The following is a 15,186-nucleotide window of genomic DNA, read 5'->3' on the forward strand; positions in this document are numbered from 1 at the left end:
TTCCTCATAACGGGGAGTCGCTGCGCACAAGCGTGGTGGCTCTCCGTTGTTCTTTATCTGATCGTTGGCTGGCGGGGGCACCCGAGGGGAGGGGTGCCCCCAGCGGGGTGGTTCCGCGTTCCGATTGACGAAAAAGGCGCCCCGAGTGGTGTAATCAAGATCTCACAAAACCTTGGGCAATTAAATAATTATTGTTCAACAAGTTCTTGTGGGATCGGGTGCATCGTGACCAGCGTTGTTTAGCTCCGACCCAGTGTTCGGGCTGACCACGCAGTGGAATATGATGTACATCACGTGAGATTTAGCATCCGTAGAGGAGAAACCGGTGGACGTTGATAAGACCGTCAATCAGTACTACGAACAGATCCTGAAGCGAAATGCAGGCGAACCGGAGTTCCATCAGGCCGTCGCAGAAGTTCTGCAGTCGCTGAAGTACGTTCTGCACAAGGACGAGCACTACGCGCAGGATGGGCTCATCGAGCGCATGTGCGAGCCAGAGCGCCAGATCATCTTCCGCGTGCCCTGGATCGACGACAACGGCAAGGTGCAGGTCAACCGCGGCTTCCGCGTGCAGTTCAACTCGGTGCTGGGCCCTTACAAGGGCGGTCTGCGTTTCCACCCTTCGGTGAACCTGGGCATCATCAAGTTCCTCGGTTTCGAGCAGATCTTCAAGAACTCCCTGACCGGTCTGCCGATCGGCGGCGGTAAGGGCGGTTCCGACTTCGACCCGAAGGGCCGCTCCGATCACGAGATCATGCGCTTCTGCCAGTCCTTTATGACCGAGCTGCACCGCCACATCGGTAAGGACACGGACGTCCCGGCCGGCGACATCGGCGTCGGTGGCCGCGAAATCGGCTACCTCTTCGGCCAGTTCCGCCGCATGAATAACCGCCACGAGTCCGGCGTGTTGACGGGCAAGGGCCTGAACTGGGGCGGCTCCCTGGTCCGCAAGGAGGCCACCGGCTACGGTGCCGTGTACTTCGTCCAGGAAATGATGATGGCCGAGAAGGAACGCCTCAACGGCGCCCGCGTCATCGTCTCCGGCTCCGGCAACGTCGCGATCTACGCGATGGAGAAGGCTCAGGAACTCGGCGCCACCGTCGTGGCGTTCTCCGACTCCTCCGGCTACGTCTCCACCCCGGAGGGCGTGGATCTCGAGCTGCTGCACCAGATCAAGGAGGTCGAGCGCGGCCGCGTGTCCGACTACGCCAAGCGCATCGACGGCGTGACCTTCCACGAGAAGGGCAACATCTGGGAGGTCGAGGCTGACGTCGCCCTTCCATGCGCCACCCAGAACGAGCTCGATGGCGACTCCGCGGTCATCCTGGCCGATAACGGCTGCCGCTTCGTGGCAGAGGGCGCGAACATGCCGAGCACCCCGGAAGCCATCAGCGTCTTCCGCAAGCGCGGCATCCACTTCGGCCCGGGCAAGGCCGCCAACGCCGGTGGTGTGGCGACCTCCGCCCTGGAGATGCAGCAGAACGCCTCCCGCGACTCCTGGTCCTTCGAGTACACGGACAAGCGCCTCCGCGACATCATGCACCGCATCTTCCGCACCGCCCAGCGCGCAGCTGCCGAGTTCGATGCCGAGGGCGATTACATCATCGGCGCCAACATCGCGGGCTTCCGCAAGGTGGCAGATGCAATGCTGGCGCAGGGAGTGATTTAATAGCCTGCATGCCAGATTTGCAGATTGGTCGAGTCATCAAGCCCCACGGGGTGAAGGGGGAGGTCGTGGTGGATCCGTCGACCGACCACGTGACGGAGCGCTTCGCCATCGGCGAGGCGCTTCGCGCCGTTCAAACGGGTAAAGAACGCCAGCTCACGGTCGCCGGTCTACGCCGTCACCAGAACCGCCTTCTCGTCACTTTCGAGGAGGTCCGGGACCGCGACGAGGCCGAGTCCCTGCGCGGGGCACGCTTCATGGCCGCGCCCCTGCAGGATGATTCTGACGACGGCTACTACGACCACGAGCTCATCGGCCTGCGGGTGCTCAACGTCGGGGCCGTGGATGCCGATACCGCCAATCGCCGTGCCTACGAGGGGGAGCAGCCCGAGCCCGTGGACATTGGCGAGGTCACCGGGGTCAGCCACGGCCCGGCCGGAGCGACCCTCGAGGTCGCCGTGGACGCAGATGTGGACCTGCCCACCGCGGGCTCCACGATCCTTATCCCGTTCAAGCTGGCGATTGTGCCCATCGTGGACCTCGACAACGAGGCCCTCGTCGTCACCCCACCGGAAGGGCTGCTGGAGCTGGCATGAGACTCGACGTTGTCACGATCTTCCCCGAGTACCTCGACCCGCTGCGCCACGCGCTGCTGGGTAAGGCCATCGAATCCGGCCGTCTCGAGGTTGGTGTGCACGACCTGCGGCAGTGGGCTACCGATCGCCACAAGTCCGTCGACGACACCCCCTATGGCGGTGGTCCTGGCATGGTGATGAAGCCCAGCGTATGGGGGCCCGCCCTCGATGACGTCATCGCGGGCACCGGACCCGCAGCCACCGCACGCGACCTCGAGACCTCCCTGGCCCACAAGAAGCTGGCACCCCTCGACGATCCTGCTCCGGCGGGTGGGGGAGAAGCGAAGGACGACGGCGACGGAGACGGTAACACCGCACCCCGCGGCCCCGTGGTCGTCGTCCCCACGCCCGCGGGCGCACCCTTCACGCAGGAGATGGCGGCCCGGTGGTCCAAGGAGGAGCACCTCGTCTTTGCTTGCGGCCGCTACGAGGGCATCGACCAGCGAGTCGTTGACGACGCTGCCCGCAACTACCGCGTCGAGGAGGTCAGCATCGGCGACTATGTGCTCATCGGCGGGGAGGTCGCCGTCCTCGTCATGGCAGAGGCCGTTGTTCGGTTGATTCCCGGTGTGCTGGGTAACCAGGCCAGCCACGAGGAGGACAGTTTCCAGGACGGGCTGCTCGAAGGCCCCGCCTATACCAAGCCACGGCAGTGGCGGGGGGTGGATGTCCCGGAGGTGCTCTTCAGCGGCAATCACGGTCTCGTTGACCGCTGGCGCCGCGAGCAGGCCTTGCTGCGGACACAACAACGCCGCCCGGAGCTCATTGAGAAGCTCCGAGCGGCGGGTGGGCTGAGCGCGGCGGACGAGCAAGTGCTCGACGCTCACCGCGAAGCCTAAGCGGCTGTTAACCGCGCGGGCACCGGGCGGGCGCTTGGCCGCGCCCGGTGGTGGTATTTACCAGTCCGCGCCGTCGATGGCCTTGGTGTGATCGCGGACCTGCTCACCCTCAGCGTAGAGCGGCATGTCCTTCTTCGCCTGGTAGAACGGCACGTTGATCGGTGCCTCTGGCTTGCGGCCGCGGATCAGGTCTGCGGCCTTCTCGGCCAGCATCAGGACCGGGGAGTAGATGTTGCCGTTGGTGACGATCGGCATGGCCGATGCGTCGACGACGTACAGGCCCTCCACGCCGTGGACCTGCATGCTCTCCGGGTCCACGACGGCCATCTCATCGTCCGCGGAGCCCATCTTGGCGGTGCAGGATGGGTGCAGCGCGGTTTCGGCGTCGTTGCGCACCCACTCCAGGATCTCTTCGTCGGTCTGCACGGCGGCACCCGGGGAGATCTCGCCGTCGGTGAACTCGCGCATGGCATCGGTGTCCAGCAGCTCGCGGGACACCTTGATGGCCTCGACCCACTCGCGGCGATCCTGCTCGGTCTTCAGGTAGTTGAAGAGGATCTCCGGCTTCTCGTGCGGGTCGGTGCTCTTGATCTTCACGTGGCCGGAGGTATCGGAGTACATCGGGCCGACGTGGAACTGGAAGCCGTGCTCACCCTCCGGCTGGCTACCGTCGTAGCGGATGGCCATTGGGAGGAAGTGGAACATGAGGTTCGGGTAGTCCTCGTTCTCATTGGAGCGAGCGAAGCCGCCGGCCTCGAAGTGGGAGCTAGCAACCGGGCCACGGCGGGTCAGCAGCCACTGCAGGCCGATGATCGGGCGCATCCACATCTTGTAGTACGGCTGGGAGCTGACCGGCTGGGTGCAGTTGTACTGGACATAAACCTCCAGGTGGTCCTGCAGGTTCTGGCCCACGCCCGGCAGGTGCTTGCGCACGTCGATGCCCAGGGAGCTCAGGTGCTCCTTATCGCCGATTCCGGAGAGCTGCAGCAGCTGCGGGGTGTTGAACGCGCCGCCGCACAGGATCACCTTGTCCGCGTACACGCGACGGGTCTTGCCCTTCCAGGTGTACTCTGCGCCGATGGCCTTCGGTGCGGAGCCGTCGGCCGGCGCATCCTCGAAGAGAACCTTGGTCGTGAACGCCCGGGTGCGGATGTCCAGGTTCTTCCGGTTCATGATCGGGTGCAGGTATGCGCGCGCTGCAGAGTGGCGCTTGCCGTGGAAGATGGTGCGGTCGAAGGGGGCGAAGCCCTCCTGGCGGTAGCCGTTGACGTCGTTGGTCAGGTTGTAGCCTGCCTCCTGCACGGAGCGGAAGAAGGCCTGGAACAGTGGGCTGGTAGCCGGACCACGGGTCAGCTTCAGCGGGCCGTCGTGGCCACGGCGTGGGTCGTTCGGGTCGGCCGCCAGTGCGGTCTCCAGCTTGTTGAAGTAGGGGAGGACGTGGGCGTAATCCCAGTTCTCCATGCCCGGCAGTTTGCCCCACTTCTCGTAGTCCATCGGGTTACCGCGCTGGTAGATCATGCCGTTGACGGAGCCGGAACCGCCCAGCACCTTGCCGCGGGCGTGGCGACCCTGTCGGCTGTCTCCGGCGTGGATAAAGGCATCAAGCGCCTCTCCGAGTTCAACGTCATCCTCGCCATCACGCTGGCTGTCTACATCGTGGTCTCCGGGCAGACTGCCTTCCTCTTCGACGCACTCATCATGAACATCGGCGACTACGTCACGCAACTGCCGAGCATGTCCATGGACACCTATGCCTTCAGCGAGACCCCTGAAGAGACCAAGGAATGGCTGGGGGCCTGGACCCTGTTCTTCTGGGCCTGGTGGGTGGCCTGGGCGCCGTTCGTCGGCCTGTTCCTGGCCCGCATTTCCCGCGGCCGCACCCTGCGCCAGTTCGTGTTCGGCGTCCTGACCGTGCCGTTCCTGTTCATCCTGGGCTGGATGAGCTTCTTCGGAAACACCGCACTCAGCCGTGTCATCGGTGGCGATTCCGCCTTTGGTGAGGCCGCGGTTGCCGAACCACAGCGCGGCTTCTACGACCTGCTGGCATCCTCCCCGGGAGCGACCTTCCTGGTCGGCCTTTCCACGATGGTTGGTCTGCTGCTGTACATCACCTCGGCGGACTCCGGCGCACTGGTGATGTCCAACTTCACCTCCAAGGTGACCGACTCCCGCCAGGACGGTCCCGTGTGGTCCCGTATCTTCTGGGCTGTCCTGGTCGGTGTTCTGACGATCGTTCTCCTGCAGATCAATGGCGTGGAGACCGTCCAAAACGCCACGGTCGTCATGGGTCTGCCTTTCGCGATCGTGATGTACTTCATCATGCTGGGCCTGATCCGCTCCCTGAAGCTGGAGACGATCCACAACGAGGCCCGGAGCGTGTCCATTCACGCCGCCATGTCCGGCCGTAGCTCTGGCGAGAAGGAGAAGGGCGCCTGGCTCCGTCGCCTCTCCCGCGCGTCGACCTGGCCTGGGGCGAAGGATGCTCAGAAGTTCATGTCCGAGACGGCCCGCCCTGCTCTGCAGGACGTCGCCGAGCAATTCAACAGCCGTGGTCTCAACGCCACCCTCGTCTCCGCGAAGGTGCCGGGTATCGACGTCAAGCAGCTGGATCTCACCGTCACCTTCGACGAAGAGCAGAGCTTCCGCTACCAGATCTACCCAGTCGAGCTTCCGGTCCCGACGTTCACCCGCTCCACCAGCGACGGCAGCGTCTACTACCGCCTGGAAGTCTTCGACCTCATGGGCTCCATGGGCTTCGACGTCTACGGCTATACGCAGGAACAGATCAAGGACAACATCATGGATCTGTACGAGCGTCACCTGGAATTCATCCACATCCAGCGCAACCTGCCGGGTACCTCTGACCACTCCGACGGCGCTGAGCCCGTGCGAGCATGGACTGACGACCCGGGCCTTGCGGTAGACACGGACGAGAAATAAGCCGATCACCACCCACGTGATCCAAGAAAGGAAAACAGAATGAGCACTGAGAAGCTCTTCGACCCAGCCGCCTCGCCCCTGCTGAAGGGCGTCCACAACAACGACGCGGTGGCGTCGCTGTTTATCGATGGCCAGTGGCAGCCCGCCGCCGACGGCGAGACCCGCACCATCATCAACCCGGCAGACGGCTCGGAGGTCGGTATCGTCTCCGAGGCGAGCGAGAAGGACACGATCCGCGCGATTGAGGTCGCCCGCCGCACCTTCGACAACGGTGAGTGGCGTGCTGTCCCCGCCGTGGAGCGCGGCAAGATCCTGGTCAAGGTCGCCGACTTGATCCGCGAGAATAAGAGCGAGTTCGCCCGCGCCGAGGCCGCCGACACCGGTAAGCGCCTCCCCGAGGCCGAGGCCGATATGGACGACATCGCTGACTCCTTCGACTACTTCGGCACCCTCGCCGGCCACGCCGCCGGACGCGTCGTCGACGCTGGGGATCCGAACGTCCGCTCCCGCATCGACGCCGAACCCGTCGGTGTATGTGGCCTGATCACCCCGTGGAACTACCCGCTGCTGCAGGTGGCCTGGAAGGTCGCCCCAGCGCTCGCGGCGGGCAACACCTTCGTCCTCAAGCAGGCGGAGCTCACCCCGCACACCGCGATGATGCTGATGACCGTGCTGACCGAGGCCGGCGTGCCGGCTGGCGTGGCCAACCTCATCACCGGCGCTGGCGCTACCGCCGGCAACCCATTGTCCACCCACCCGGACGTGGACATGGTCTCGTTCACCGGTGGCCTGGTGACCGGAAAGCTCGTCGCCAAGCAGGCGGCGGAGACCGTCAAGCGCGTCGCCCTCGAGCTGGGCGGCAAGAATCCGAACGTCATCTTCGCCGACGCAGACTTCGACGCCGCGGTGGACAACGCCCTCAACGGTGGCTTCGTCCACTCCGGGCAGGTCTGCTCCGCAGGCGCCCGCATCATCGTCGAGGAATCCATCCACGAGAAGTTCGTCGACGAGCTCGTGCGCCGTACTGAGGCCATCAAACTGGGCGGGCCGCTCGACGAGGCCGCTGAGACCGGCGCCCTCATCTCTGCTGAGCACCGCGACAAGGTGGCAGCCTACGTCGATCGCGCCCGCGAGCAGGGCGCGGATATCCGCACCGGCGGCAAGATCGCCGATGAGGCGGATAACCACGGTCCGCACGGCACCGGTAACACCGACCTGTCGAAGGGCTACTTCTACCTGCCGACCGTCATCGACGGCGCCACTCGGAAGATGGACTGCGTGTACGACGAGGCTTTCGGTCCGGTCGTCACGGTGGAGACCTTCCGCACCGAGGATGAGGCTGTGGCGATCGCTAATGACACGGAGTACGGCCTCGCCGGCGCCGTGTGGACCAGCGACGCCGGTAAGGCGGAGCGAGTCACTGCGCGCCTGCGTCACGGCACGATCTGGATCAACGACTTCCACCCGTACCTGCCGCAGGCAGAATGGGGCGGCATGAAGCAGTCGGGCAACGGCCGGGAGCTGGGACCGACCGGCCTGGCTGAATACCAGGAGCAGAAGCACGTCTACCACAACATCGCGCCTGCGGTGACCGGCTGGTTCCAGGGCTAAAGTCTCTGCCCAGAACCTCAAAGGCTCCTGCGGGAAACCTGAGACTCCACTAGGGTGGAGGAGTGGTATAGCGCACATTTGCGGCTGACCAAAGGTTTTCTCCAAGGAGTCAGGAATGGCAGATTCTGCACGCACAGCGGCGGGGAGCGAGGCTCCAGCCAAGGAAAAGGGTGCCTCCCGCATCCGAACTTTGCTTGGCAAGCCCGCACCCGCCGAAGCAAAAATGAAAAAGGGTGACGAGGCCAACTGGCCCGTCATTATCACGACGCTCGTGGTCACGGTCGCCGTCGCTATTTGGGCGGCCGCCGGGGCCGAGAGCTTCGACAAGATCGTCGGCGGCACGGCCAGCTGGCTGACCGGAAACTTCGGCTGGCTATACGTCGCCGTCGTGGCGATCACTCTGATCTTCATGATCTGGCTGGCCGCCTCCAAGGCCGGCAATATTCGGCTGGGACCCGATCACTCCCGCCCCCAATACTCCCTCTTCTCTTGGTCCGCGATGCTCTTCGCTGCGGGTATTGGCATTGGAATCCTGTTCTACTCCGTCGCCGAGCCGCTGGCGCAGTACGCTAATCCGCCGGTTGGTCCGGGCGAGACCGAGGAGGCGATGAAGGAGGCCGTGCTGTGGACTCTGTTCCACTACGGCATCTCCGGCTGGGGGCTCTACGCCCTGATGGGCCTGGCCTTCGGCTACTACGCCTACCGCCTCAATATGCCGCTGGCGATTCGTAGCGCCCTGTATCCGCTGATCGGTAAGCGAATCCACGGACCCATCGGCGATGCGGTCGATATCGCCGCCCTGCTGGGCACCGTCTTCGGCGTCGCCGCCTCGCTGGGTATCGGCGTGGTGCAGCTGAACTTCGGCCTGAACCTCGTCTTCGACCTGCCAGAGGGCAAGGCCATGCAGATCGCGCTGGTGGTGCTGGCTGTCGCTGCGGCCACCCTTTCCGCCGTGTCGGGCGTGGATAAGGGCATTAAGCGCCTCTCGGAGTGGAACGTCTACCTCGCCGTCGCGCTGCTCGTCATCGTCGTCGCTGGTGGCCGCACCGGCTGGCTCTTCGACTCCCTCGTGAAGAATATGGGTGACTACCTGACCACCCTGCCACGCTGGACCTTCGAGACCTTCTCCTACACGACCACCCCGGCCTCCACCCAAGAGTGGATGGCCAACTGGACCCTGTTCTTCTGGGCCTGGTGGGTGGCCTGGGCGCCGTTCGTCGGACTGTTCCTGGCCCGCATTTCCCGTGGCCGCACCTTCCGTCAGTTCATCGTCGGCACCCTGCTGGTTCCGTTCCTGTTCCTGGCGCTGTGGGCATCCTTCTTGGGCAACATGGCCCTCGACCGCGTCGTTAACAACGGCGACCACGACCTGCTGGAGCAGACCGTTAACTCACCGGAACGCGGTTTCTACATGGTGCTGGAAGGCCTGCCGTGGCCGACGCTGGCGCTGGTGCTGGCGATGATCGTCGGCCTGCTGTTCTTCGTCACCTCCGCGGACTCCGGTGCGCTGGTGATGGCGAAGTTCTCCTCCCGCACCACCGACCCGGCAGCCGATGGCGCGGTCTGGCTACGCGTGCTGTGGGCTGTTGCCGTCGCTGTGCTGACGGTCGCGATGCTGCAGGTCGACGGCATCGGCACCCTGCAGATGGCGACATTGATCATGGGACTGCCGTTCATGATCGTGGTCTTCCTCATCATGGCCGGCCTGGTGCTCTCAGTCAGACAAGAGGTCCTACAGATGGACTCCCGTGCAGTCGCCCTGCACGGGGCGATCTCCGGGCGCACGGATAGCCAGCATGGTGATTGGCGCACCCGCGTGGAGCGCGCCGGCACGTGGCCGACCGCCGAACAGTCGCAGTCCTTCATCATGGAGGTCGCCAAGCCGGCTCTGAAGGACGTCACCGAGGAGCTGATGAACAATGGCCACGAGGCAACGTTGACCACGGTGGCTGACGAGCACACCGGTATCAACCAGCTCGACCTGTTCGTCACCTTCAAGGGCGATCCGGACTTCCGCTACCAGCTCTACCCAATCGAGGAGCGCCTGCCGAAGTTCGCCCGCCGAGGCAGCCACGGCGCGAATTACTACCGCGTCGAGGTCTTCGGCATCAACGGCTCCCTGGGCTACGACGTCTTCGGCTACACCCGCGAGCAACTCATCGCGAACGTGCTGGACCTGTTTGAACGACACATGGAGTACCTGCACATGCAGCGGAACCAGCCGGGCGAGACCGACCTCTCGGCCTACAACACCGAGATCCCGGAGTGGCAGGAGGACTTCGGCGAGAACCACGCCAACTAATAAGCGTCTTGCGCCAGCACAGGCTCGCTCCGGGTGAACCTGGTGCAAACCGGCACAGCCCGGCACCTACAATGGCTTAAATGATCGCAGAGATTTTAGCCGAGGAACTAGGTGCCGGGCTGTCGCACGTCCAGGCCACCATCGCCCTGCTCGACGAGGGCAATACGGTTCCCTTTATCGCCCGCTACCGCAAAGAAATCACTGGCGGGATGGATGATTCCCAGATCCGCCAGCTGGACACCCGCCTGAATTACCTGCGGGAGCTGGAGGAGCGTAAGGAAACTATTCTCAAGGCCATCGAGGAGCAGGGCAAGCTGACCGACAAACTTGCCGCCGAGATCCGCGCCGTGCAGACGAAGTCCCGCCTCGAGGACCTCTACCTGCCCTATAAGAAAACTCGGAAGACCAAGGCCACCATCGCCCGCGACGCTGGGCTGGAGCCACTCGCGGACACGCTGCTGGCCCCGGGGGTCGCCGAAGACCCGGCAAGCATCGCCGAGGGCTACCTCTGCGAAGGATTCGAGGACACCAAGGCAGCACTGGCCGGGGCACGCGCCATCGTCGTCGAGCGAATCGCCACGGACGCGGACCTGGTTGGCGAAGTCCGTGAGGAGTTCTTCAACCGAGGTGTCGCCGAGGTCGGCGTCGTCGATGGGAAAGAAACAGAAGGGGCGAAGTACCGGGACTACTTCGACTTCTCCGAGCCACTCGACAAGCTCCCCAGCCACCGCATCCTCGCCATCCTGCGTGGCGAGAGTGAGGGCGTGCTCCACGTGAACCTCACGGGAGGGGAGGAGGACGAGTTCTACCAGGGAATCATCGCCGACAGGTTGGATCTCGGCCCGCAGGAGGATGCGGCCGATAAATTCCGCGCCGAGTGCGTCCGCTTCGGCTGGCGCACCAAGCTCGCCGTCAGCTCCGCCGTGGACGCCCGGGTGAAGTTGAAGGAGCGGGCGGACGCCTCCGCCGTGGATGTCTTCGCGAAGAACCTGCGCGACCTCCTGCTCGCCGCACCCGCCGGCCAGCGGGCCACCCTGGGGCTGGACCCTGGCTACCGTAACGGTGTGAAGTGCGCGGTCGTGGACGCCACCGGCAAGGTGGTGGACACGATCATCGTCTACCCGCACTCCGGGGCCGCGAAGTGGGAACAGGCTCGTACCCAGCTTGCGGGTCTGGTTGCCGAGCACGGCGTCGAACTGCTCGCGGTGGGTAACGGGACGGCCAGCCGCGAGACCGAGAAGCTCGCCCGGGAGATTGCCGATCTCATCGCCGAGGCCAGCGGGAAGCGCCCGACCCCGGTCATCGTCAGCGAGGCAGGGGCCTCCGTCTACTCTGCCTCCGAGGTTGCGTCGCGGGAGTTCCCGGACATGGATGTCTCCCTGCGTGGCGCGGTCTCGATCGCCCGGCGCCTGCAAGATCCGCTGGCTGAGCTGGTGAAGATCGACCCGAAGTCCATCGGGGTGGGGCAGTACCAGCACGACGTCAACCAGACGTGGCTGACCCACTCCCTGGACTCGGTGGTCGAGGATGCCGTGAACTCGGTCGGGGTGGACGTCAACTCCGCCAGTGCCGAGCTGCTCGAACGGGTCGCGGGAATTACGAAATCCGTGGCAGAGAATATCGTCACGCACAGGCACGACAACGGTGCCTTTCGCTCCCGCAAGGAACTGCTGAAGGTGCCGCGCCTGGGCCCACGCGCCTTCGAACAGTCCGCCGGCTTCCTCCGCATTCATGACGGGGAGGACCCGCTGGACGCCTCCGCCGTCCACCCCGAGGCCTACACTCTGGTGCGCGCCATCACGGAGGACACCGGGGTGGCGGTGCCACAACTGATCGGCAACTCCGCGGTGCTCACGAAGCTGCGACCGGCGGATTACGCAAACGAGACTTTCGGTGTGCCGACGGTGCGCGACGTGCTCGCAGAGCTGGATAAGCCAGGCCGTGACCCACGCCCGAGCTTCAAGACTGCGAGCCTGGCCGAGGGGGTGGAGAAGGTCTCCGACGTGCGCCCCGGCATGGTGCTGGAGGGCACGGTGACCAATGTGGCCGCCTTCGGCGCCTTCGTCGATATCGGAGTGCACCAGGACGGCCTCGTCCACGTCTCCGCGATGGCCGACCGATTCGTCCAGGACCCCCACGAGGTGGTCCACTCCGGTCAGGTCGTCAAGGTGAAGGTGATGGACGTCGACGTCGACCGACAGCGCATCGGCCTGAGCCTGCGCCTGAGCGACGAGCCAGGTGGTGACCAGGGGTCCGGCTCCGGTCGGGCAGGTCGCCGCGGGGAGGCAGGAGAGAGGAATTCCCGGGCTGGCCGGGGACGCAATCGTGGTGGACAGCGTGGCGACAATCGTGGTGGTTCCCGTGGCAAGCGGGGTGGACAGCGCGGCGGCGGTTCAACAGCCGGTGGCGCAATGGCCGCTGCTCTCAAGCAGGCCGGCTTCTAGCTGGTTTGGTTTCTGCCGAATCGGCTGGCATACTATCCGAGTTAACTATGTTCCGGGTACGAACCCGTAGGCGCGATGAGCATCGAAAAGCCGCGAGGATCCTCTATCCAGGCAAGCAAAGGATTAATCCATGCATATTCTTGACAAGGTCGATGCAGCACAGCTGCGCGACGATATCCCAGAGTTCCGCGCAGGTGACACCGTTGACGTGCACCTGAAGGTCATCGAGGGCAGCAAGTCCCGCGTGCAGGTCTTCCGTGGCGTTGTGATCAAGCGCCAGGGCTCCGGCATCCGCGAGACCTTCACCGTCCGCAAGGTCTCCTTCGGCATCGGCGTGGAGCGCACCATCCCAGTGCACTCCCCGAACATCGACAAGCTCGAGGTTCTGTCCCGCGGTAAGGTCCGTCGCGCGAAGCTGTACTACCTGCGCGATCGCCACGGCAAGGCAGCCAAGATCAAGGAGAAGCGCTAATCTGCGCCACCGCACATTGTGCGCGTGAGAGGGGAACGGAAGTCACTTCCGTTCCCCTTTTTTCTTGCCTGACTGAGGTGGTGACCCGGGGAATGGAACGTCCCAGTGCCGCAGGTGGCCGCCTGGTAGTCTGAACCCTTGTGACTACCGATCCCAAGAAGCACCAGCCCAACCCCGACGCAACGGCCCCGCACGCAGGCGGCGCTGAGCCTCAGCAGGCGACAGGCCATGCCGCTGCGCAGCCGGGGGATGGGCCAGCACGTGCAGGGGAGGCCACGGCCACCGACAAGCCCAAGGCCACCAGCGAGTCGCAGGATAAGGCCAAGGAGAAGAAGACCTACCCGTGGTGGGTGGAGATGCCCATCATCCTGGTTGCCACCATGCTGATTCTTGGCATGTTCAATATCTTCGTCGGCAGGCTCTACCTGATCCCGTCCGAATCCATGGAGCCCACCCTGCACGGCTGCGAGGGGTGCACGAATGACCGGATCTTCGTCAATAAGCTCGCCTACCTCGGTGGTAAAGAGCCGAAGCCGGGGGACGTCGTCGTCTTTGTCGGTGAGGACTCCTGGAACACGACCTACGTCTCCCAGCGTTCGGACAATGGGCTGATCAAGGGGCTGCAGAACGCCGGCAGCATGATCGGCATCATTGCCCCGGATGAAAACGCCCTGGTCAAGCGAGTCATCGCCACCGGTGGGCAGACTGTCCAGTGCCGCCCCGGCGACCCCGGCGTGATGGTCGACGGCAAGAAGGTGGACGATTCCTACACGATGAGCCCGTTGGTGAACCCGGTGGACCCGGCAACCGGCTCCGATGCCTGCCAGGGAGAGTACTTCGGCCCCATCACCGTGCCGGATGACCACCTGTGGCTGATGGGCGACAACCGCACCAACTCCCTGGACTCCCGCGGCCACGTGGGCGACGAGCACCAGGGCACCATCCCGGTGGAGAACGTGGTGGGTAAGGTCTCCGCACGTGTGCTGCCGATCGACCGCATCGGCGGGGTCGCTCACCTGGATATCCAGCAGTAGCCATGGCGCGTCCCACCCCACAGTCGGCAGCACGCGCCCGCGGCGCCGAGCTGGTGCAGCAGGCGCTCTCCGAGGGCTATAGCTTCGTCGACGACTACCTGCGATTCCACGGGTTTACCCACGTGGCCGGGGTGGACGAGGCCGGTCGCGGTGCCTGCTGCGGCCCCATCACCATCGCCTCCTGCGTCCTGCCTGATCACGACGTTCCCGAGCTGGAGGGACTCAACGACTCCAAGAAGCTCACCCCGCGCCGCCGCGAGAAGCTCTTCGGCGCCATCACCGAGCACGCGGTGGCCTACAAGATCGTCCATATACCCGCCGCCGAGATCGACCAGAAGGGGATCCAGTACGCCAACATCAACGGCATGTACCGCGCCGTTGCGGGGCTATCCGTGGAGCCAGACGTGGTCCTCACCGACGCGGTGCACCTGCCGGAGCTTGCGTGCGAACACGCGCCCCTGGTCAAGGGGGATGCGTTGTCCCCGGCGATCAGCGCCGCGAGCATTCTGGCGAAGGTGTCCCGGGACCGCCTGATGGTGGAGATGGACGGGCAGTATCCGGACTATGGCTTGGCCGGCCACAAGGGTTACGGCACGGCGAAGCACATGGCTGCGGTGCGCCTCCATGGTGGCTGCCCGGAACACCGTTACACTTACTCTAATGTCGCCACCGCACATGCCGAGTGGGCGAGCACACAACCGCGTGAGGAAGGACATCCTGGCCAGTGAGCGCTGAAGAGCTAGACGACTACGAGGCAAACGTTGAGCTGTCGATGTACCGCGAGTATCGCGACGTCGTGAGCCAGTTCTCCTATGTCGTGGAAACCGAGCGCCGGTTCTACCTAGCCAACGCGGTGGAACTCACGCCCCGTAACTCCGGCGGCGAAGTCTATTACGAGATCCGGATGTCGGACGCCTGGGTATGGGACATGTACCGCCCGGCCCGCTTCGTTCGCTACGTCCGCGTGATCACCTACAAGGACGTCAACATCGAGGAACTCGACAAGCCCGAGCTGCAGCTGCCGGAGCACTAGCCCGGTACCTCTCGCGGGCTTCCTGCTCCGTTTGCCCCGCTGTTATCCACACCCCAGCGCCTATCCACAGGCTCCTGGGGTTTTCTTCTTCCCGCTTTCTTTTCAGGACGTCAACGCCCTGGCCACCGTGCTTGGCTAGCCTCACACGCTGCCCTGGTACGACAGCTGCGTGGGCAGGGCATGGGTGAAGGAATTTTCCACGCGCAGCGG

Annotated in this window: 10 protein-coding genes and 2 pseudogenes; 11 read left to right on the plus strand and 1 reads right to left on the minus strand. The window is 64.5% G+C overall.

Annotation, left to right across the window (positions count from 1 at the left end; translation table 11 throughout):
* Positions 1-325: 325 nt before the first annotated feature.
* The 3 genes from gdhA to trmD are packed head-to-tail and all read left to right on the plus strand — an operon-like array spanning position 326 to position 3,140.
* A complete protein-coding gene (gene gdhA / locus HMPREF3097_RS09175) occupies positions 326-1,669 on the plus strand; it encodes an NADP-specific glutamate dehydrogenase (RefSeq protein ID WP_070758845.1) in 1,344 nt (447 codons plus the stop codon).
* 8 nt (positions 1,670-1,677) lie between these two features.
* The gene (gene rimM, locus HMPREF3097_RS09180) at positions 1,678-2,262 is read left to right on the plus strand and encodes a ribosome maturation factor RimM (RefSeq protein WP_015381525.1); all 585 of its coding nucleotides are present in this window, start codon (positions 1,678-1,680) and stop codon (positions 2,260-2,262) included.
* The gene (gene trmD / locus HMPREF3097_RS09185) at positions 2,259-3,140 is read left to right on the plus strand and encodes a tRNA (guanosine(37)-N1)-methyltransferase TrmD (protein WP_070761993.1); all 882 of its coding nucleotides are present in this window, start codon (positions 2,259-2,261) and stop codon (positions 3,138-3,140) included. The genes rimM and trmD overlap by 4 nt, the downstream gene beginning before the upstream one ends.
* Before the next feature lie 57 nt (positions 3,141-3,197).
* Here trmD and HMPREF3097_RS09190 read toward each other — a convergent pair.
* Positions 3,198-4,709 (minus strand): annotated as a pseudogene (locus HMPREF3097_RS09190) (choline dehydrogenase); the annotation flags it as partial.
* On the opposite strand from HMPREF3097_RS09190, the pseudogene HMPREF3097_RS09195 reads away from it, so the two are divergent.
* The 8 genes and pseudogenes from HMPREF3097_RS09195 to HMPREF3097_RS09230 all read left to right on the plus strand — a co-directional run.
* Positions 4,689-6,080: pseudogene (locus tag HMPREF3097_RS09195) on the plus strand (BCCT family transporter); the annotation flags it as partial. The pseudogenes HMPREF3097_RS09190 and HMPREF3097_RS09195 sit on opposite strands and share 21 nt — an antisense overlap.
* A gap of 39 nt (positions 6,081-6,119) precedes the next feature.
* On the plus strand, positions 6,120-7,691 hold the full coding sequence (locus tag HMPREF3097_RS09200) for an aldehyde dehydrogenase family protein (RefSeq protein ID WP_070761994.1): 1,572 nt from the start codon (positions 6,120-6,122) through the stop codon (positions 7,689-7,691).
* A gap of 115 nt (positions 7,692-7,806) precedes the next feature.
* A complete protein-coding gene (betT, locus tag HMPREF3097_RS09205; protein ID WP_070761996.1) occupies positions 7,807-9,993 on the plus strand; it encodes a choline BCCT transporter BetT in 2,187 nt (728 codons plus the stop codon).
* Positions 9,994-10,073: 80 nt separating this feature from the next.
* Positions 10,074-12,437 (plus strand): Tex family protein, encoded by a 2,364-nt coding sequence (locus HMPREF3097_RS09210; RefSeq protein ID WP_070761997.1) that lies wholly within the window; start codon positions 10,074-10,076, stop codon positions 12,435-12,437.
* A gap of 130 nt (positions 12,438-12,567) precedes the next feature.
* Positions 12,568-12,909 carry a 50S ribosomal protein L19 gene (gene rplS / locus HMPREF3097_RS09215; protein ID WP_012360058.1) on the plus strand — a complete coding sequence of 114 codons (342 nt, stop codon included), beginning with the start codon at positions 12,568-12,570 and terminating at the stop codon, positions 12,907-12,909.
* A gap of 140 nt (positions 12,910-13,049) precedes the next feature.
* Entirely contained in the window at positions 13,050-13,943 is an 894-nt protein-coding gene (gene lepB / locus HMPREF3097_RS09220; RefSeq protein WP_070761999.1) for a signal peptidase I, read from the plus strand.
* Between the two features lie 2 nt (positions 13,944-13,945).
* The gene (locus tag HMPREF3097_RS09225) at positions 13,946-14,671 is read left to right on the plus strand and encodes a ribonuclease HII (RefSeq protein ID WP_070762000.1); all 726 of its coding nucleotides are present in this window, start codon (positions 13,946-13,948) and stop codon (positions 14,669-14,671) included.
* Positions 14,668-14,976 carry a DUF2469 domain-containing protein gene (locus tag HMPREF3097_RS09230; RefSeq protein WP_012360061.1) on the plus strand — a complete coding sequence of 103 codons (309 nt, stop codon included), beginning with the start codon at positions 14,668-14,670 and terminating at the stop codon, positions 14,974-14,976. Before HMPREF3097_RS09225 ends, HMPREF3097_RS09230 begins: the two co-directional genes overlap by 4 nt.
* Positions 14,977-15,186: the final 210 nt, after the last annotated feature.

Source organism: Corynebacterium sp. HMSC27B11 (assembly GCF_001815985.1).
Lineage (GTDB): Bacteria > Actinomycetota > Actinomycetes > Mycobacteriales > Mycobacteriaceae > Corynebacterium.

What these genes read in the sequence shown, in the direction of transcription:
- rimM (WP_015381525.1), top strand. Translation starts at nt 1,678, where the DNA reads ATGCCAGATTTGCAGATTGGTCGAGTCATCAAGCCCCACGGGGTGAAG.
- trmD (WP_070761993.1), top strand. Translation starts at nt 2,259, where the DNA reads ATGAGACTCGACGTTGTCACGATCTTCCCCGAGTACCTCGACCCGCTG.
- HMPREF3097_RS09200 (WP_070761994.1), top strand. Translation starts at nt 6,120, where the DNA reads ATGAGCACTGAGAAGCTCTTCGACCCAGCCGCCTCGCCCCTGCTGAAG.
- betT (WP_070761996.1), top strand. Translation starts at nt 7,807, where the DNA reads ATGGCAGATTCTGCACGCACAGCGGCGGGGAGCGAGGCTCCAGCCAAG.
- HMPREF3097_RS09210 (WP_070761997.1), top strand. Translation starts at nt 10,074, where the DNA reads ATGATCGCAGAGATTTTAGCCGAGGAACTAGGTGCCGGGCTGTCGCAC.
- rplS (WP_012360058.1), top strand. Translation starts at nt 12,568, where the DNA reads ATGCATATTCTTGACAAGGTCGATGCAGCACAGCTGCGCGACGATATC.
- HMPREF3097_RS09225 (WP_070762000.1), top strand. Translation starts at nt 13,946, where the DNA reads ATGGCGCGTCCCACCCCACAGTCGGCAGCACGCGCCCGCGGCGCCGAG.